This is a genomic window from Salinibacillus aidingensis (assembly GCF_039522525.1).
GTDB classification, from domain to species: domain Bacteria; phylum Bacillota; class Bacilli; order Bacillales; family Alkalibacillaceae; genus Salinibacillus; species Salinibacillus aidingensis.
Genome location: NZ_BAAADO010000006.1, coordinates 77126 through 97235, shown reverse-complemented (window position 1 = coordinate 97235; position 20110 = coordinate 77126). Strand labels below are relative to the sequence as shown.

Here is a 20110-nt window from a genome sequence, read left to right as displayed (position 1 = left end):
CCTCCTTTGTCGTTTATTGCACCACTTTTTCATGACTCGAATCTTTGTCACGCGCCAGCATTGATTTATATTCTTCAGGTATAATTTTCACAAATTGGCGAACTGCAGCATCCCAATGATTCAAGAGATACTTCGCCCGTTTACTGCCTGTATATTGCACGTGCTTAAGCAGCATCTCTTTCACTGCATTTTGTTCCTCCCGATCATCGAGCTTTTCGAATAATACCAGTTCTTTGTTACATTTCTTTTTTACTTCCTTGATATCGTTCGCCCAGATGTAAGCAATTCCACCTGACATTCCGGCTGCAAAGTTTTTCCCAATAGAACCGAGAACGACGACACGACCGCCTGTCATATATTCACATCCATTATCTCCAACACCTTCGACAACAGCATGTGCACCGCTATTTCGGACGGCAAAGCGTTCACCTGCACCACCATTGATATAGGCTTCCCCAGATGTGGCACCAAATAAGGCAACATTTCCGATAATGACCTCTTCCATACGATGCAATGCAGAAGGTAAATTTGGGCGGAAAATGAGCTTGCCACCGGATAATCCTTTGCCTGTGTAGTCATTTCCATCCCCTTTTACACGCATGGTTACACCGCGGGGAACAAACGCACCAAAACTCTGACCCGCTGATCCTGTAAAACGAAGGTCAATGGTATCCTCCTTAAGACCTTCTTCACCGTAGCGCCTGGAGATTTCATATCCAAGTGTGGTCCCCACTGTTCGATTTGTATTCTCTATGGGCAGATCTAACTGAAGCGGCTTTTCATACTCTAATGCATCCTCCAATTGCGGGATCAATTGAAACGTATCCATATGCTGTTCATCAAAAACATTTACTTCTTTCCGCTCAGCTTCGAGCCAGTCAGCATCCGCAGTGAATAACAATGGTTCAAAGTCAAGCTGATCAGCCTTTGGATGGTCCGCTTTTTTGGGACTAAGAGTTAATAAATCTGTGCGTCCGATTAGTTCATCTAGTGTGCGGACACCTAATTGGGCCATAATCTCCCGCATTTCTTCAGCAACAAAACGCATATAGTTCACCACATGTTCAGCCTTACCAACGAATTTGTCCCGAAGCGCAGGATTTTGTGTCGCAATCCCAACAGGGCATGTATCCAGGTGACAGGCACGCATCAGAATACAGCCAAGTACGACCATTGGCGCCGTTGAAAAGCCAAATTCCTCGGCTCCAAGCAGGGCAGCCTTCATCACATCACGACCGGTCATAAGCTTACCGTCTGTCTCTAAACGAACTCTTTCTCGTAACCCGTTTAAAACTAAGGTCTGGTGAGCCTCGGCTAAGCCAAGCTCCCATGGCAATCCTGCGTGACGTATACTTGTTTTAGGAGAGGCACCCGTGCCCCCTTCATAGCCACTGATAAGTATGACATCAGCCTTTCCTTTAGCCACACCGGCTGCAATCGTTCCAACGCCTGATTTTGAAACAAGCTTTACATTCAGGCGTGCATCCGTGTTTGCATGCTTTAAGTCATAGATTAATTGAGCGAGATCCTCAATCGAATAAATGTCATGATGCGGCGGCGGAGAAATCAGTCCGACACCTGGTGTGGATTTACGTACGTCAGCGATCCATGGGTGTACTTTTTTACCTGGCAGATGGCCCCCTTCTCCTGGTTTTGCTCCCTGAGCCATTTTAATTTGGATTTCATCAGCATTGGTTAAATAATAACTCGTAACCCCAAAGCGTCCAGAGGCAACCTGCTTGATGGCACTTCTTCTAAAATCTCCATTTTCATCTGGTGTGAAGCGATTCGGATCTTCTCCACCTTCACCGCTGTTACTTTTTCCGCCAATACGGTTCATGGCGATGGCCAGCGTCTCATGTGCCTCCTGACTGAGAGCACCATAGGACATGGCCCCGGTTTTAAACCTCTTCCAAATGGACTCTGCTGATTCTACTTCTTCAAGTGGCACGGATTCAGATTTATCAAAATTAAAATCCAGCAGGTCTCGTAAGTACGTCACTTTTTCGTTTTCTACTAAATCAGAGAACTTTTTATACAAGGTTTTACTGTTCATCCGTGCGGCATGCTGAAGAGTATGAATGGTTTGTGGGTTAAACCCGTGGTACTCCCCATCATGACGCCATTGCATGTCACCACCGGATGGTAATGTGGAACGTCTGTCTTCATAGGCGATACGGTGCCGGGTCAGAGACTCTTGGGCGATGGTTTCGAGACCAATGCCTCCAATCTTTGAAGATGTACCATAGAAGTACTTATGAATGACTTCACGGTCAATACCAATTGCTTCAAAGGTCTGTGCTCCCCGGTAGCTTTGAATGGTGGAAATCCCCATTTTTGACATTACTTTAACGATACCGGAAGTGGCTGCATCCCTGTAGCGCTCTATGGCCTGCTCGTAGCTATAGTCCTCAACAAATTCATAATCCACCAGGTTTTGAATGGAACGATAAGCTAGATATGGATAAATAATATCTGCACCATATCCGATTAAGACGGAGAACTGATGAACGTCCCGTGCTTCAGAGGTTTCCAAAAGCAAGCTTGCCTTTGTCCGTAATCCCTTACGAACCAGGTAATGGTGTAAACCACTAACAACCAATAATGATGGGATCGCCACTCTCTCACTCGATAGATCACGATCTGTTAATACAATCATGGAAACCCCTTGTTCTATAGCCCGCTCCACCTGCTGAAAAAGGGATTCCAAAGCAGGTTCCATTCCACTTGCTCCGTGTGAAACCGGATAGGTCATGGATACTTTTTCAAAGCGGAAGTCACTTCGGCTGTTATGAATCACTGCATCAAACTCCTGCTTTGTCAGAACCGGTGTATATAGCCGAATTCGTTTGCAGTGCTCTGGTCCATCATCTAAGAAATTATGACGGGGACCCAGATAGGATGTCGTTGACGTTACCCCTTTTTCCCGAATGGCATCAATGGGTGGATTTGTCACCTGGGCAAATAACTGCTTAAAGTAGTTAAACAGGAGCTGCGGCTGCTCTGATAGTACAGCTAACGGAGTATCATTTCCCATGGATCCAATTGGGTCTTTCTTTTCGGTGACCATGGGTAAAAGGTTTTTCATCATTTCTTCTTTTGTATAGCCATTCGCCAGCTGAAACGGAAGAAGTTCATCCTCGGATATTTCCTCAAAGGCGTCTGTTTCCGGTAATCCTTTTAACTGCACCTGTGAATCCTTCAGCCATTCACGATACGGGAATTTTGATGCGATCTCCCGTTTGATATCTTCATTAAACATGACCTGATGCTTATCTATGTCAACTAAAATCATTTCCCCTGGTGCCAGTCGTCCTTTTTGAACGATCCGCTCCGGCTCAATATCTACAACCCCTACTTCCGAAGACAGCACAATGCGATTATCCTCTGTAATATAAAAACGTGCCGGACGGAGCCCATTACGGTCCAAGGATGCTCCAATTTGCTTTCCATCTGTATACGCAATGGCTGTAGGTCCATCCCATGGCTCCATGATGGTACTTAAATACTCAAAACAGGCCCGTTCAGGATCCTGCATCTGTTCATTCAGATCCCAGGCCTCAGGCACCATCATCATCGCCGTCTGTGACATGGAACGTCCATTGGTCACCAGATACTCAAAAGTCTGGTCGAGCATCCCCGAGTCACTGGAATCCTCATCAATAATCGGCAGCAATTCCTTATGACGTTCCTCAAAAACATGAGATACAGCGGCAGTTTCCCGGGCCTTCATCCAATTCACATTTCCTGTAATGGTATTAATCTCCCCATTATGCATTAACATACGGTTCGGGTGTGCCCGCTCCCAGGAAGGAAACGTATTCGTACTATAACGGGAGTGGACCATACCAAATGCGGTTTTAGCGACTGCATTCTTTAGGTCCAGGTAAAATTCATCCATCTGTTCCGGGGTTAGCATTCCTTTATATACAATGGTCTCAGGAGAGAGACTGGCAAAATAAAACGGGCCTTTTTTAAGCTCTTCCATATTATGGACACGCTTTTCAATGATGCGCCGAATTAAGTAAAGCGATTGTTTAAATTTTTCATCAGAATACAGCTCTTCAGGCTTTTTAATAAAAACCTGGCGGATGTATGGCATGGTGGATGCAGCAGTCTCTGATAGAATGGACTCATTTACAGGAACGGTCCGCCAGCCAATGAGTTCATGATGTTCCTCTTCTATCACCCGCTCTATAACAGACTCGGCTTTCTTCCTTAAATGTTCCTGTTGTGGCAAAAACAGCATCCCAACAGCATAATCTCCCTGCTTCGGGAGCATCTGGTTCCATTCTTTCCGGTACAATTCATCCGGAATCTGCATCATGATTCCTGCACCGTCACCTGTATTTGGATCCGATCCTCGCCCCCCACGATGCTCCAGGCGACAGAGGATCGTAATGGCATCCTGAATCATTTGATGGGTTTGGTGACCATCTATATTTGCAATAAAACCTATACCACAAGCATCACTTTCAAATTTGGGATCATACAGTCCCTGCTGTTTCGGAAGCCCTGTCTGAATCATTGCTTAATCCCACCTTTTCCATTGATTTAAATAAGAACTGTAACTGACAGATCAAATCATAGAACCTTCCGAATGCCAATCGAGAAAAATCGCTCGCAGACATTCTTATGTTCTTAGAAAAAATAAACTCGCCAGATGCGAGTGTCTCTTCCATGTTTCCAACAAATTTGAATTTATTTAAAAAATTATAAAAAGTACGACAACAAGGTATTTATATCCTATAATTTTTCTGTTATGCTTTCAATACATATATGAGATATGATTCATCGCAAAATGAGATAACAGTTCATTAAAGGGTGAGAGGATGGAACTCAGGCAAATTAAATATTTTATAAAAGTCGCGGAATTGGAGCATGTGAGTGAGGCCGCTCTGGAATTACACGTCGCTCAGTCAGCTGTAAGCAGACAGATTGCGAATTTGGAGGATGAACTTGGGGTTAAGCTGTTTTTACGCGGGGGGCGGAAGATTCAGCTCACATCAGTCGGAGAGCTTTTCCTTGAACATGTGGAGAGGGCGATGCTTGAGTTCGATAAGGCAGAAAAAGCGGTTTATGATTTCTTAAATCCGGAAAGTGGTACCATCCGGCTCGGCTTTCCGATAAGTCTGGCGGCAAAAACTCTGCCGAATGTGATCTCTGCCTTTCGAAAGGAACATCCGCAGATCGGCTTTCAATTACATCAGGGAACCGTAAAAGAATTAACAGACGCAGTAATTTCCGGTCAAATCGATATTGCCTTCGTTTCTCCTGTTCCAACCAGCCACGATGATGTGAAAGGGCACATCTTCTTTACCGAAAAAATGATGGCCTTATTACCAGCCAGTCACGAATTAACAAACGAGCCCTATTTACGACTCATGCAATTACGACATGAGCCTTTTGTCATTTTCAGACAGGGATATCATATTCGGGATATTATTATGAAGGCCTGTACGCAGGTTGGTTTTCAGCCAAGAATTGCTTTTGAAGGGGAAGATGTGGATACGATTAAAGGGCTGGTTTCGGCCGGACTTGGTGTGAGCATCCTTCCCGAAATCACCCTGACTGACCTGCCGATGCGGGATACCAAATCCATTGAAATTATTGAGCCGAACGTCTCACGTACCGTCGGAATTATCCTGCCATCAAAACGGGAAGTCGCCCCATCAGAGCAGGTGTTTTTTGAATTCCTTAAAAACTACTATGAGAGACTGAATCGATTTGGATATTAAAAATAGGTGCCTGTCACTTTTTCCCTTGTGCAAAAGTGACAGGCACCTGAATTTTATCATAATTCCAATATAAATCAGTGGTTAGCCGAACAGGATTTCCAAAAAAGAATCGTTCATATTGGGTCTGGCGTGTGCCAAAAGCGCTCATGGTTAAATCCCAGGCTAACCGAAATAATTTCACCCGATGCGCAGCATTTTTCGTTGCGCTTTGTAAATACTGATGTAAATCTCCCCTTATTTCCGAAGCAAAGTCCTCTTCACCGGGGAGCATCACAATCCCACTGGAACCAAGCAGCTGTATGATTTCCACTAATCGGGGATAGACTTTCGGGAAATAACTTATAGCAACTTTGAGTGGTTCTACCTCAGGCCTCATAAGTCCAAATTGATCAATAGCAGCGTTCACCTCAGCCTTGGTCAGCAGGGCTTTCATTGATTCCAGAGCTATGATAATTTCTGAAACCTGCTCCTGCACATGTTGATATTCACTGATATTAATGGTGTGTACAATAGACTGGGCAACACCGAGAATGAATTCAACTTTAACCACTTGTCTGGATACCACTTGGTGGAGGGTAAAGGGAAGAAATGTACTTTGTTCCTTAAAGGTATTGGCAACCTGAATATTATTGTAGAAAAAAAACACGATCCCATGGAACCAATACATCATCAAAAACAACAATGGTATCCATTTCCTCAAAACGGGAACTCAAAGGATAATTATAAGTGGAATCCCCATTCACAAAAGTTTCTCTATTAATCGGAAAAAACAAACCAAAAAGCGATTCATAACCTGGAATGGAAAAATCAAATAAATGGCTGGTTTAATGGAGGGCTTCAAACAAAGATAGCAGGATTGAGAAGGTGTTTTATGAATATTAGACATAAAAAAACCACCATATTATGTATGGTGGAGACGGTGGGACGTGCACTTCCATGCTTTCGTCATGGCACTGACTATATCTTGAACCTGTTCCTCAGGTCCTCCGGCGTCTTATGTGAAATTTAGATTTACCGGTTGCCCCGGCAGCATTTCACATCCTAGTACTACCATTTTAGAATGGCAGCCTATAAGTCGATACACAGCTGTTGGATTGCTCCACATACTGCTCGGTATTGCCTTATCACCCGTATGGTGACTTAGGTTTCACCGATAAAGCCGGATTTTCACTTATGTGTTACCACATAAGGCGACTATCGTCTAATCGAACCCACGTCCAGAGATATCGTCACTCGGGTATCTACGTGTGTAGTCGTTATATTGTCCTTCGCCAGCTTTTCAGCCTAACGACTGGCTTCCAAGTGGCTAGTCTGATTAGAATTCTTCTGTCAGCCTCAGACGGCGACTAACAGCATAGCCCACTATAGTTTGAGACCCTTCAATCTGCCACATGGGCGATAGCAGGAAGGATCCTAGCAGAGCTTACGCTGCTGCTAGAGTAGTGTTATTATTGTTTCCAGTTATATTTAACTGAGTAACGTTTTACGAGACGTAACCTCGACACGCAACCCAAGCTCGATCTACCCCTGTCGAATCCGTAACGTCCCCGGATTATTTTAAGAGATAGCGACCTTGAGTTCGCCAATGTCGTCTCTTTCAACGACAATACTTATTATAACACATCAGCAGCGATTTTCAACAGGCTGAAGCTGGTACTTCCTGTTAAAACTGATTCTTCATCGCCCGCTCCATATCCCGCTTGGCCTGCTTGCGTTTTAAGGTTTCCCGTTTATCATACTTCTTCTTCCCCTTACCGAGGCCAATTAAAACCTTTGCTACACCGTTTTTGATGTACATTTTGAGCGGAATTAACGAATACCCTTCCTGCTGGGTTTTCCCGACTAATTTGTCTATTTCCTTACGATGAAGCAGCAGCTTTCTCGTACGTACCGGATCATGGTTATACCGATTGCCCTGTTCATACGTGGAAATATGCATATTATGAAGAAAGACCTCCCCACGTTCAACCCGGGCGAATGAGTCTTTAAGATTGACACGGCGATCCCGGACAGATTTAATTTCCGTCCCTTTTAACACAATACCTGCCTCGAACGTTTCTTCTATAAAATAATCATGATTGGCTTTACGATTTTGCGCTATGACATTCCCTTGACCTTTTGGCATAGCAAAACCTCCTATTCGTCACATACCCCTTATTTTAACACAAAAGTCACCCTTCATAAAAAGAAAACAAAGGTTATAATAAGCGTGTAAAAGAACTCTTCACATATTTCAAACATTTTCATGGACTTATTTTTTTCCTTTATGAGAATATAAGGAGGGGAAATTATACTTAGGGGGTCCTTCATCATGACCAATCGACTGTTGCAAATTCGCAGACTGAATGACAATGATTTTGAGTATTTAACAAATATGAAGACAGGGATTGAAGATGATTATGTAGTCCGGATTTTCCAAAAGCTTATTCATAGCGATGAGCATGCTTTATACGGTCTGTTTGATAGAAACCAGATGCTTACGGTAGCCGGGTACTCCATCTACTTGCGTCAGTATGCGATGCTCGGCAGACTCCGAAGCGATCGGCGTTTTTTAGCTAAGGGCAATGCGACTGAGCTCCTTAAACATATCATCAGGGATTTAAAAGAAAGAAAGGATATTAAATGGATTGGAGCCAATACAGAAATTCATAACAAGCCTGCTTTAAAAGTTCTTGAAAAGCTCGGGTTTCCATCTCACCCTCCATTATATCCAGTAAAACTTAATAATGGGGAAACGGTTAAGGGAACAGCTGGGCCTCTATGGGATCAGCTTGAAACCACAGAGGAAAAGCGTGAGATTTTAAATTTATTTGAGAAAAGTGATTTTGAAGTTTTTCCTTATCAGTGCTATTATCCATTCCCTTATCAGGATAACTTCCTGACAAACGAAGATTTAGCGGAATCACTATTTTTCGCCAATAAAGATCGAACCCGTTTCTTTATCATGAAAGAGGATCAGAAGAAAGAGCTTTATGCTATGGTGATGTATCCGTGGAATGATCACTTTGAACAGCCTGGTTTCTGGGATACAGTTATGAATCAACTGGAGACAAACTTTACGGAACACAGACTATGGATTGACTTCATGCAGGAAGGATTGGACCGGGCAAAAAACCTTGATTCATTCGAAATCCGTAAGCCATGGGTATTACACGGAGTCTGGAAGGAAACAGATGGGAAACGTTCACCATAATCTAATGTGGATATAACGAAATTTATAAACCATTTTAGCGCAGGAAATATACGTAGACTCCTGGTCGGCTAAAAACGGCACGTCCTGTGCCAACGCCGACACTAGAACGTCCTGTTCGTCGCGGGAGAAAGGCCTAGGTGAGACCCCGCAAAGAAAAGTGAAGGCGACCGTTTAGGTCCGACAGCATAAGCAGAATCCATGAAGTGACACGCTTTTTGTCACGTAGTGGATTCTGCTTATGACTGCTTGGGCCTGGGAGCCGTAACTGGACAAGTGCGAAAGCGCGAGGAGGCTCACCAGCCGCCCGCGGAAAGCGAAGTATATTTCCGGAGCGGTTTTAAACACCAACCCTAATTCAGAAACTTCTTAAAAGAACAATTTGTTCCAGCTTTTTTTACTTCTTTTTCCCTTTTTTCGGTGCACTTTGATAAAACGGCTTATGCTTTGACTTCTTACCGCCCTTTTTCTCCTTCTTAGGACCGTTTTTGCTTTCTTTCGGCTTCGACTTCTTTTCTTTCGTTTTAATCACCGTAGGCCGTTCTTTTACAGGTCTCTCTTTTCGCGGTTTCATGCCGACAATTTCAAAATCAATATCACGCTCTTCAATATTCACATTGACACAGCGAACCGTCAGCTCGTCACCAATTCTGAAGACATTACCTGTCCGTTCACCAATCATGGCATAATGACGTTCATCAAAGTGGTAATAGTCATCGGTTAAAAAGCTGACGTGAACAAGACCTTCAATCGTATTTGGCAGCTCGACAAACAGTCCAAAACCGGTAACTGAACTAATCACACCGTCAAATTCCTGTCCAATTTTCGTCTTCATAAATTCACACTTTTTGAGGTCATCCGTCTCACGCTCTGCATCGACAGCCCGTCTTTCCATAAACGAGGTGTGTCTCGCAATCTCAGGCAGCTTATCCTTCCACTTTTCCCTTGTATTCTCGTCCATTTTCTCTTCAACAAGGTACGTCCGGATCAGGCGATGAACCGTTAAATCCGGATAACGTCGGATTGGTGATGTAAAATGGGTATAAAACTCTGTTGACAGCCCGAAGTGACCTAAGCTTTGAGGATCATACTTCGCCTGCTGCATGGAACGGAGCATCAGTTTGGATATCACCATGTCCTCCTGGGTCCCTTTTACTTCCTCAAGGACAGACTGCAAAGCCTTCGGGTGAATGTCATTAGCGGTTCCCCGGACCACATAGCCAAGATTGGCGATAAACTCAAAGAAATGCTCCAGTTTTTCCGGTTTTGGATCCTCGTGAATACGATGGATAAAAGGAACCTGCATCCAATGGAAGTGCTCAGCTACGGTTTCATTGGCAGCCAGCATAAATTCCTCAATCAGCTTTTCACCAACGGAGCGTTCTCTTAACACGACATCTGTAGCTTCTCCTGCCTCATTCACCTCGACCTTAGCTTCTTTAAAGTCAAAGTCAATTGCACCACGTTCCATCCGCTTCGTCCGGAGAATCTGTGCCAAAGCCTCCATATCCTTAAGCATTGGTGTGATATGCTCATACTTCTGCTTCAGTTCCTGATCCTCATTGACTAAAATTTCATTTACATCATGATAAGTCATGCGCTCGGTTGTTTTAATAACACTCTGAAAAATATCGTGATTAACAATCTCACCTTCATCCGTGATTTCCATTTCACAGGATAGCGTCAGGCGATCCACACGGGGATTCAATGAACAAATCCCGTTAGACAGACGATGCGGGATCATCGGAATGACTCGGTCTGTTAAATATACACTGGTACCACGTTCCAATGCTTCCTTATCAATAGGCGAATCTTCTTTTACATAGTAGGAAACATCCGCGATATAGACGCCTAATTTGTAGTTCCCATTTTCCAGTCGATTAACCGTAACCGCATCATCCAGGTCTTTCGCATCGGCACCATCAATGGTAATAATCAATTCATCCCGAAGATCCCGGCGATTTTTCAATTCAGACGGGTCAATGGTATCCGGAACCTGGGTGGCCTGCTCCATCACTTCATCCGGAAAGTCAGATTTAATTCCATGCTTATAAATAACGGATAAAATATCAATGCCAGGATCGTTTTTGTGACCAAGAATTTCCACTACTGCCCCCTCGGCACTCATGCGGTCCTCGGGATATTTCGTAATTTCCACAATTACCTTATGGCCATCAACGGCCCCGCTTGTCATGCCTTTTGGGATGAAAATATCGTTAGGAATTCGTTTATCATCCGGAATGACAAAACCAAAATAACCATTGTCCTGGAAAGTGCCGACAATACGATTTGTGTTCCTTTCCAGAATACGTATAACCGTTCCCTCAGGGCGTTGGCCACTAGTTGCCCCTGACTCAATCCGTACTAATACCCGATCATCATTCATCGCAGAATTTAAATCGCGGTGATTAATAAATACATCATCTTTTTCTTCCTCATCAGGGATTAAAAAGGCAAATCCCTTCGCATGCATCTGAATGGTTCCACGGATTAAATTCATTTTTTCAGGCAATCCATAGCGATTTTTACGTGTCCGAACTAGCTCCCCTTCCTGCTCCAGTTCGTTTAACGTTTTGACTAAATCTTTAAAAGATTCTACATTCTCATCTAATTCAAGAACTTCCTCAATTTCATGTACAGACAGTGGTTTGGCATTTTCATTAAAATAGGAAAGAATTTTTTCCTTAATTTCACTCATGTTCTCTCACCTTCCTTTGAAGGGGGAATGTTTTTCATCGCTTTTTCGCCTTCGTTGTTCTTTGTCCAGCTGGGGTTCCCAGGTCAAAACGGATATAAGCCAAAGCCATTACGTGGCAAAACCACCATGTCTTTGTCTTATCCCGTATGACCTAACCGGTCGCCTCCGCTTTTCTTTGTCCAGCTACAGGGGCCAGAACCTCGCTGATGTAAGCAATTCCCATTACATGGCCAAAAACTCGCCACTCCATGGGACCTGCTTACACAGTCGGTTCTAACCAGCCCCCTTCCGCTTTTCTACCTAGTATGTCCAATCGAGGGATTCGAGAAACTGATAAATGTCTTCGTATAGTTGTTCTTTTTCGTTGGATAGGGTAATGACATGGGTAGAGTCTTCATACCATTTGATTTGTTTTTCGTCAGTTTCTACCTGATCATGAATGTAATTGGCACTTTCCGGGTTAATCATTTCGTCTTTTCCGGCCTGAACAACAAAGGTTGGCGTATAAATTTCATCAATATGATCATGAACGTCGGTTATAAATTCTCCAAGTTTTTCAAATGTATGTGTGGAATTTTCCATCAGTTGGCGGACTTCATCCTTAATCTGATCACTATCCTTTTCTTCCAGCTGTTTATATTCCTTGGCAAACTGCTGAAAACCTTTGGACAGCTGTGAGGTATTATCAAAGAACATAGGGGCACACATAGGTGCAACACCCATGATTGGTTCAGAATAGGCAAGCTTTAGGCCCATAACACCTCCCAGTGACAGCCCGGCAACAGCTATTTCATCATACCCAAGGATACGCAAGTGATGCAGCGCCTGCTGAACGTCTTCCCACCAGTTATCTGTATCATATTTAATTAACTCCTCCGGGGGTGCACCATGTCCACGATAAATAGGTGCATGACATGTATAGCCTTTCTTTTGCAGGAATCGGCCAAGCATCCGGACATCAGCAGAGTGACCGGTAAATCCATGGAGCAGGAGCACCGCACGTTTTCCAGCTTCAAATGTAAATGGTTCAGGTGTTTTGATTTTCATGTTTGTCAACTCCTCTTTCGTAGCCTATGTAATTTTTCGCCTTATCATTTTTCGCCCATTAGAAAGACACGAATCTCACCAGTACTGGGAAATTCGGTGTATTTACCTATACCTTATTTAACATATAAAAAAACAGCAAGTAAATCTTGCTGTTTACTGAACAATATAACCTAACGCAAATGTAATGACAAAAAAGAGTATTCCAGCAACAATCGTTGCACGGTGAAGTACAGCATCAATTCCACGTGCCTTTTGCTTCCCGAATAACTGCTCAGCACCACCCGAAATCGCTCCAGACAGACCAGCACTTTTTCCTGATTGTAATAAAACGAGAACAATCATAATAATAGCGTCAATAATTAGTAACGTAACCAGTGTACCATACATGGTATTTCCTGCACCTCCAATAACATGCGGGACAACTTATATCAAAAAAGTAATATAAAAACACTCAATCCCTATTTAGCATATGTTTATATCTCTACTAAATGTAGCATAAAAACATATACGTAGCAAGGTGAAACCATAGAAGCAAGTAAAGAGAACAATTTGTGAACAAAATGTCGTTTTTTGATGAAAAGTAAGTGATTTTCATTGATATTCATATTGGCCTTGCGATAAAATTATAGAAGTGATTAAAGGTTTGTCTACTGAATTCATTTTTAACCCTAAATACCGTATAAGAATATTTACCATTAAGTAGATGAAACTAAAAGAATGAATAACATTGCTCACTTATGAATTCGGTAACAAACATAAAGAAACAATAATATAGGAGGAAATCACTATGGTCGAAAAAACTTTTAAAATTACAGCAGCTGAAGGGGTTCATGCACGCCCTGCCACTTTATTGGTACAAAATGCAGGTAAATTTAATTCAGATATAAATATGGTATATAACGAAAAGTCAGTAAACCTGAAATCCATTATGGGAATTATGTCTCTCGGGATTCCAACTGGCGCAGAAGTTAAAATTACAGCTGAAGGTAACGACGAAGAAGACGCGATTAACGCACTCGCTGACGTAATGAAAAATGAAAACCTGGGGGAGTAATTTTATGAGTCAATTAACAGGGATTGCGGCTTCTAATGGGATTGCCATTGCAAAGGCTTACCTTTTAGAAACACCTGACCTTACGTTTGAGACGAAAAAAGATCAGAATCCGGAAGAGGAGATTCAACGATTAGAAGCCGCAATTGAGAAATCAAAATCAGAGCTGGAAAAGATTAAAGCTCATGCAAAGGAAAAAATGGGTGATGAACATGCTGAAATATTTTCTGCTCACCTATTAGTATTAGATGATCCTGAGTTAATCCAGCCGATTGAAGATAAAATCAAATCAGATCAGGTAAACGCTGAGGCTGCACTGGATGAAACCGCTAATATGTTTATCACAATGTTTGAAAACATGGATAACGAATATATGCGGGAGCGCGCAGCTGACATCCGCGACGTTACCAAACGAATCCTTGCTCATTTATTAGAACGGCCATTTCCAAACCCAGCCTTAATTGATGAGGAGGTTGTTGTGGTTGCCCAGGATTTAACTCCATCCGATACAGCCCAGTTAAACAAGCAGTTCGTCAAAGGGTTTACAACCGATATTGGAGGACGTACTTCACACTCCGCCATCATGGCAAGATCTTTGGAGATTCCTGCTGTAGTTGGTGCAAAGGAAGTCACCCAAACCATTAATGATGGAGATATGGTTATTATTGACGGATTGGATGGTACAGTTCTGATAAATCCTGATGATAGTGAACGAAAGGCCTATGAACAAAAGCAGGCACAGTTTGAAGAACAAAAAGCAGAATGGGCCAAATTAAAGGATGAACCATCTGTAACTGCTGATGACAAACGTGTCGAGCTCGTTGCCAATATTGGTACTCCGGATGATGTAGAAGGTGTTCTACGTAATGGTGGCGAGGGTGTAGGTCTTTACCGTACCGAATTTCTTTATATGGGAAAAAGCAGTCTTCCAACAGAAGAGGAGCAATACGATGCCTATAAAGCCGTTCTCGAAGGTGTAGGCAGTGACAAGCCTGTCGTTGTTCGTACTCTTGATATTGGTGGAGACAAAGAGCTTGATTACCTGGATTTACCTAAGGAATTAAATCCATTCTTAGGATTTAGAGCGATTCGTTTCTGCCTGGAACGTGACGATATTTTCCGTACACAGTTACGTGCCTTACTACGTGCAAGTGTCTATGGCAACCTGAAAATTATGTTCCCAATGGTGGCTACCATTGACGAATTTAAACAGGCAAAAGCCATTCTTCTTGAGGAAAAAGATAACTTGAAACAGGAAGGAAAAGAAGTTTCTGATGATATCGAAGTTGGTATCATGGTTGAAATTCCTTCCACTGCAGTTATTGCCAGACAATTTGCCAAGGAAGTCGATTTCTTCAGTATTGGTACAAACGACTTAATCCAATACACTATGGCAGCAGACCGTATGAATGAAAAGGTCTCATACTTATATCAACCATACCATCCTGCTATTCTAAATCTGGTCAGCAATGTGATTGAAGCGGCTCACGCAGAAGGAAAATGGGCAGGTATGTGCGGCGAAATGGCCGGGGATCCTATTGCGATTCCAATTCTTTTAGGCTTAGGTCTGGATGAATTCAGCATGAGCGCCACCTCTATTTTACCCGCACGCTCACAGCTGCTGAAACTATCTAAAGAAGAGATTTCCTCTTACAAGGATGAAATCTTATCAAAATCAACAGCAGAAGAAGTTGTTGAGTTCGTAAAAAACATTACGGAATCATAATGATATAAAACCGGCAGACAATCGTTTGCCGGTTTTTTATATTCTCTAAAAACTAGATTTTAAATCAAGGAACTCGGAAGATCCCCCCTGCACAATGAAGATAGAAAGAATCACCATTGGTAAGGCAGATTTCCAAAACAGGGAGGATTTTATGATGATGAGTTTACAGCTTTTTCAATTAGCTCTGATGTGATGGGAATCAGTCCGACGTTTATTTTCGTTATTGCCATTCAGGCCCTTGCAATAACCGTAATTTTAAGAGCACGAGGAGGCTCACCGCTCACCCATAGAAAGCGTAGTGTATTTCAACTGCGGTGGCTAGAGCAACAAACTAAGTTAAAATAGCCTTTTATAAAATATCAATGATTTTTTCTCCCATTCATTAACAACCTAATTAGTAGTTGAATATCCTGGAAATGAATGAAAAGAAGGGAGAGATTTACAAGTGCATCACTATAATCAAATGAATCCTTATCAGACTCAAACTCAGGGAAGTTTTCAGCCTGACCACATGAAAAACCAATGTCAAACGTATATGAATTATCATGTTATCGTACAATTAAATGATGGTTCACAGTTCGATGGGATTATCGACGACATCGATGCGGAAAATGTCGTCATATTAGTCGCAGAAGACATTGACGGAGAAATCACAAACAGACAATTTGGCTATGATTATGGAGACAATGATTATGGGTACGGCTATAATGGAGATGGCTACGACGGATACGGTCGTCCCCGCCGGAGAAGATATCGCCGATTCCGCAGACAACGATTCCCATTCCGCTTTATAGGAAGAATGTTCCCATACCCATATTTCTATCCTTTTTCCCCTTATGGATACGGCGGCGGATACTAATCAGGTACAATATGATTTTCATTGAGGCAGCTTAAAGGCTGCCTTTTACTTGCCCTCATCAAACATTTATAACTACAGAAAAACGGCACCCAAAAAGGATGCCGTTTTTTATATCAATCATTATTTATTCAGGTTGTAAAAGGCTTCTGCACCTGCATAGTTTGAGGTTGCACCAAGAATATCTTCAATTCTTAGAAGCTGATTATACTTAGCTACTCGATCGGTACGGGATGGGGCACCGGTTTTGATTTGGCCTGCGTTGGTAGCAACGGCAATGTCTGCGATGGTTGCATCCTCTGTTTCCCCGGAACGGTGGGAAATAACAGCTGTATAGCCGGCCGTTTTCGCCATTTCAATGGCTTCGAAGGTTTCGGTAAGTGTTCCAATCTGGTTTACTTTAACAAGAATGGAGTTACCTACGCCCTGCTCAATACCACGTCCAAGGCGTTCCGTGTTGGTTACAAACAGATCATCTCCTACTAGCTGCACACGGTCACCGATACGTTCGGTAAGCTGCTTGTGGCCTTCCCAATCATCCTCATCAAGACCATCTTCAATGGAAACAATAGGGAATCGGTTCACAAGATCTTCATACCATTGAACCATTTCTTCAGAGGTACGAACAACGCCTTCCCCTTTAAGATTATATTTTCCATCCTCATAAATCTCAGAGGAAGCAACATCCATGGCAAGCTTCACTTGTTCACCTGGTTTATAGCCAGCTGCTTCAATTGCTTCTACAATCGTGGATAGGGCCTCTTCATTTGACTTAAGGTTTGGCGCGAACCCACCTTCATCACCAACACCAGTATTATAGCCTTTGGAGCTTAGCACTTTTTTCAGGCTGTGGAAAATTTCTGCTCCCATACGAAGAGCCTCTTTAAAGCTTGGAGCACCTGCTGGCATAATCATGAATTCCTGAATATCCACGTTATTATCTGCGTGCTCACCACCGTTTAAGATATTCATCATTGGAGTTGGAAGCACTTTTGCGCTGAATCCACCTAAGTACTGGTAAAGAGGAAGACCAACATAGTCGGCAGCCGCATGTGCAACAGCCATGGATACACCTAAAATCGCATTGGCTCCCAGATTGCCTTTATTATTTGTGCCATCTAATTGAATCATAATTTCATCAATGTCCACCTGACGAGTGGCATCATATCCAATGAGTTCCGGTGCAATAATTTCGTTTACGTTGCTTACTGCGTTGGAAACTCCTTTACCAAGATAGCGGTCTTTATCTCCGTCACGTAATTCAACAGCTTCGTATTCACCTGTTGATGCACCACTAGGTACAAGTGCAGAACCGTAAGCACCTGATTCTGTATATACTTCAACTTCAACGGTTGGATTGCCGCGTGAGTCCAATACTTCGCGAGCATAAACATCTGTAATGTATGGCATATTGATACTCTCCTTTTTCTATTCATTTCATGTATGATTTCGTTATGTTGACATTCAATCCTGTCAGCCAAATCATTTTTTATTTTTTAATTAACGATTCACCTGTCATTTCAATCGGTTTTTCAACGTTCAGTAAATCAAGGATGGTTGGAGATAAGTCTCCCAAAATCCCTTCTTCACGTAATTCCACGCCCTCTTTCGTAACGATAACAGGGACTGGATTTGTCGTATGAGCAGTCATTGGTTTATCATCCAGCGTAATCACTTCATCTGAGTTGCCGTGATCGGCTGTAATAACTGCATGGCCACCCTTTTCTAAAATTTTGTCCACAACTTTTCCTAAACATTCATCAACCGCTTCAATTGCTTTTATTGTAGGCTCTAACCTGCCGGAATGCCCGACCATATCAGGATTTGCAAAGTTTAAGAGAATTACATTGTGCTTATCCTCGTCAAGGTCCTTCAGCAATGCATCTGTGACTTCATAGACACTCATTTCCGGTTTGAGGTCATAGGTTGGTACTTTAGGCGAATTTATTAAAATTCGGTCTTCACCTTCAAAGGTTTGCTCACGACCCCCACTCATAAAGTAGGTCACATGCGGATATTTTTCTGTTTCTGCAATGCGCAATTGAGTTAAACCTTCTTTTGAAACAACCTCACCTATCGTATTCTTTAAGTTATTCGGACCAAAGGCAACGTTGGCATCAATGTCATCACTGTATTGAGTAAGCATGACAAACTGTACATTCTTCGGTGCCTTTTCTCCTAAATCAAATCCGGCAAAGTCCGGGTTCGTAAAAGTTCTGGTCATCTGGGAAGCCCGGTCCGGACGGAAGTTATAAAAGATGATGGCATCCTCATCTTCAATGGTTGCAACAGGATCGCCGTTTTCATCCGTCATAACCGCCGGAATAACAAATTCATCAAAGACTTCATCCTCATAGGCATCTTCTAATGCTTCGTGAGGATTATTGAATTTAGGTCCTTCGCCATAGACCATCGCACGGTAAGCAAGCTCAATACGCTCCCAGCGTTTATCACGGTCCATTGCGTAATAACGGCCGGAAATGGTAGCAAATTCCCCTACACCGTATTCCTTCATTTTTTCCTCGGTCTGATTAATGTATGTCGAACCGGTTTTTGGACCTACGTCACGTCCATCAAGAAACGCATGGACATACACTTTTTCCAGGCCGTTGTCAGCTGCCATCTTAAGAAGCGCGTATAAATGCTCAATATGGCTGTGAACCCCGCCATCAGATAAGAGGCCAAAGATGTGAAGGGCTTTATCCTTACTTTTTACATGCTCAACAACGTCGTTAAATTGTTCATTCTGGAAAAAGCTCTGATCCTCAATAGATAGGTTAATTCGAGTCAGACTCTGGTAAACCACACGTCCTGCGCCAATATTCAGGTGGCCTACCTCAGAGTTCCCCATCTGGCCATCAGGAAGTCCTACTGCTTTTCCACTTGCCTGCAATTGTGTGTGCGGAAACTGGCTCCAGTAACGGTCAAAATTAGGTGTGTTTGCCTGTTTTACCGCATTTCCTTTTTCCTCGTCCCTTATTGCAAAACCATCTAAAATAATTAATGCTGCTAATTTATCCTTACTCATTTTTGCCTGCCTCCACTAATTTTAAGAAGGAGTCAGCCTCAAGACTTGCACCGCCTACAAGCGCACCGTCGATATCGGATTGTGCAAGTAATTCATCAACATTTGCCGGCTTCACGCTGCCGCCATATTGAATACGAATGGCATCTGCTGCTGTTTCAGAAACGGCTGATTGAACGACATCACGGATATGTGTGCAAACCTCATTTGCCTGTTCGGAAGTTGCAGTTTTGCCTGTACCGATGGCCCAGATAGGCTCATAAGCAAGAACAACTTGTTTTACCTGCTCTTCAGAAAGACCCTCAAGAGCGGCTTTTACCTGCTTTTCAACATGAGGTTTCGTTTCATTGGCTTCTCGTTGCTCTAACGTTTCTCCAACGCAAACAATAGGTGTCAGTTCATGGGAAAAGGCTGCATGAACCTTTTTGTTTACGGACTCATCGGTTTCATTAAACATTTCCCGGCGCTCGGAATGGCCTAAAACTACATATTCAACGCCAAGATCCTGAAGCATGACAGGACTGACTTCACCTGTAAATGCGCCATTTTCTTCAAAGTGCATATTTTGTGCCGCAATTTTCACATCTGTTCCTTTTGCCTGCTCTACTAAAGCTGGAAGGGATACGAATGGTGCACATACAACACTTTCAACCTGATCTGAAGATGGAACGTTTTCTTTGACGTCACTTAAAAACTGTTTGGCTTCAGAAACCACTTTATTCATTTTCCAGTTTCCTGCAATAATCTTTTTGCGCATTCGATCACCTCATCAACAAATT

At 42.9% G+C, this 20110-nt stretch carries 13 protein-coding genes, 1 other RNA gene and 1 pseudogene; 5 read left to right on the top strand and 10 right to left on the bottom strand.

Translation table 11 applies throughout. The features are described from left to right. Positions 1-13: 13 nt before the first annotated feature. On the bottom strand, positions 14-4528 hold the full coding sequence (gltB, locus tag ABD006_RS14195) for a glutamate synthase large subunit (RefSeq protein WP_343842404.1): 4515 nt from the start codon (positions 4526-4528) through the stop codon (positions 14-16). 304 nt (positions 4529-4832) lie between these two features. On the opposite strand from gltB, the gene gltC reads away from it, so the two are divergent. Further along, on the top strand, positions 4833-5738 hold the full coding sequence (gene gltC / locus ABD006_RS14190; protein ID WP_343842401.1) for a glutamate biosynthesis transcriptional regulator GltC: 906 nt from the start codon (positions 4833-4835) through the stop codon (positions 5736-5738). A gap of 13 nt (positions 5739-5751) precedes the next feature. On the opposite strand, the pseudogene ABD006_RS14185 reads toward gltC, so the two are convergent. The 3 genes and pseudogenes from ABD006_RS14185 to smpB form a co-directional block, all read right to left on the bottom strand. Next, a pseudogene (locus ABD006_RS14185) lies at positions 5752-6562 on the bottom strand (4-hydroxyphenylacetate 3-hydroxylase C-terminal domain-containing protein); the annotation flags it as partial. Positions 6563-6940: 378 nt separating this feature from the next. Beyond that, positions 6941-7279: a transfer-messenger RNA gene (gene ssrA, locus ABD006_RS14180) on the bottom strand. A gap of 122 nt (positions 7280-7401) precedes the next feature. Beyond that, a complete protein-coding gene (smpB, locus tag ABD006_RS14175) occupies positions 7402-7863 on the bottom strand; it encodes an SsrA-binding protein SmpB (RefSeq protein ID WP_044163128.1) in 462 nt (153 codons plus the stop codon). 186 nt (positions 7864-8049) lie between these two features. On the opposite strand from smpB, the gene ABD006_RS14170 reads away from it, so the two are divergent. Then, positions 8050-8931: a GNAT family N-acetyltransferase gene (locus ABD006_RS14170; protein ID WP_343842396.1), complete on the top strand. Its 882-nt coding sequence runs from the start codon at positions 8050-8052 to the stop codon at positions 8929-8931. 394 nt (positions 8932-9325) lie between these two features. Here the strand turns inward: ABD006_RS14170 and rnr are convergent, their stop codons facing one another. From rnr to secG, 3 genes are all read right to left on the bottom strand, one after another. Then, positions 9326-11626, bottom strand: a complete 2301-nt coding sequence (gene rnr / locus ABD006_RS14165) for a ribonuclease R (protein ID WP_343842394.1) — start codon at positions 11624-11626, stop codon at positions 9326-9328. A gap of 300 nt (positions 11627-11926) precedes the next feature. Beyond that, positions 11927-12673, bottom strand: coding sequence for an alpha/beta hydrolase (locus ABD006_RS14160; protein WP_343842391.1), 747 nt, complete (start codon positions 12671-12673; stop codon positions 11927-11929). A gap of 153 nt (positions 12674-12826) precedes the next feature. Continuing rightward, complete coding sequence (gene secG / locus ABD006_RS14155; protein WP_343842388.1) at positions 12827-13060, bottom strand: preprotein translocase subunit SecG; 234 nt, start codon at positions 13058-13060, stop codon at positions 12827-12829. A gap of 400 nt (positions 13061-13460) precedes the next feature. Here secG and ABD006_RS14150 point away from each other — a divergent pair, with 400 nt between their 5' ends. From ABD006_RS14150 to ABD006_RS14140, 3 genes are all read left to right on the top strand, one after another. Continuing rightward, complete coding sequence (locus tag ABD006_RS14150) at positions 13461-13727, top strand: phosphocarrier protein HPr (RefSeq protein WP_343842386.1); 267 nt, start codon at positions 13461-13463, stop codon at positions 13725-13727. Positions 13728-13731: 4 nt separating this feature from the next. Next, a complete protein-coding gene (ptsP, locus tag ABD006_RS14145) occupies positions 13732-15450 on the top strand; it encodes a phosphoenolpyruvate--protein phosphotransferase (protein WP_343842383.1) in 1719 nt (572 codons plus the stop codon). A gap of 463 nt (positions 15451-15913) precedes the next feature. Further along, positions 15914-16309 carry a hypothetical protein gene (locus ABD006_RS14140; protein ID WP_343842380.1) on the top strand — a complete coding sequence of 132 codons (396 nt, stop codon included), beginning with the start codon at positions 15914-15916 and terminating at the stop codon, positions 16307-16309. A 120-nt stretch (positions 16310-16429) separates the two neighbouring features. Here ABD006_RS14140 and eno read toward each other — a convergent pair whose 3' ends face one another. The 3 genes from eno to tpiA all read right to left on the bottom strand — a co-directional run bounded on the left by eno (position 16430) and on the right by tpiA (position 20088). Next, the gene (gene eno / locus ABD006_RS14135; protein ID WP_343842376.1) at positions 16430-17716 is read right to left on the bottom strand and encodes a phosphopyruvate hydratase; all 1287 of its coding nucleotides are present in this window, start codon (positions 17714-17716) and stop codon (positions 16430-16432) included. Between the two features lie 79 nt (positions 17717-17795). Then, entirely contained in the window at positions 17796-19334 is a 1539-nt protein-coding gene (gene gpmI / locus ABD006_RS14130; protein ID WP_343842373.1) for a 2,3-bisphosphoglycerate-independent phosphoglycerate mutase, read from the bottom strand. Next, a complete protein-coding gene (gene tpiA, locus ABD006_RS14125) occupies positions 19327-20088 on the bottom strand; it encodes a triose-phosphate isomerase (RefSeq protein WP_343842370.1) in 762 nt (253 codons plus the stop codon). The genes gpmI and tpiA overlap by 8 nt, the downstream gene beginning before the upstream one ends. Between the last annotated feature and the right edge of the window lie 22 nt (positions 20089-20110).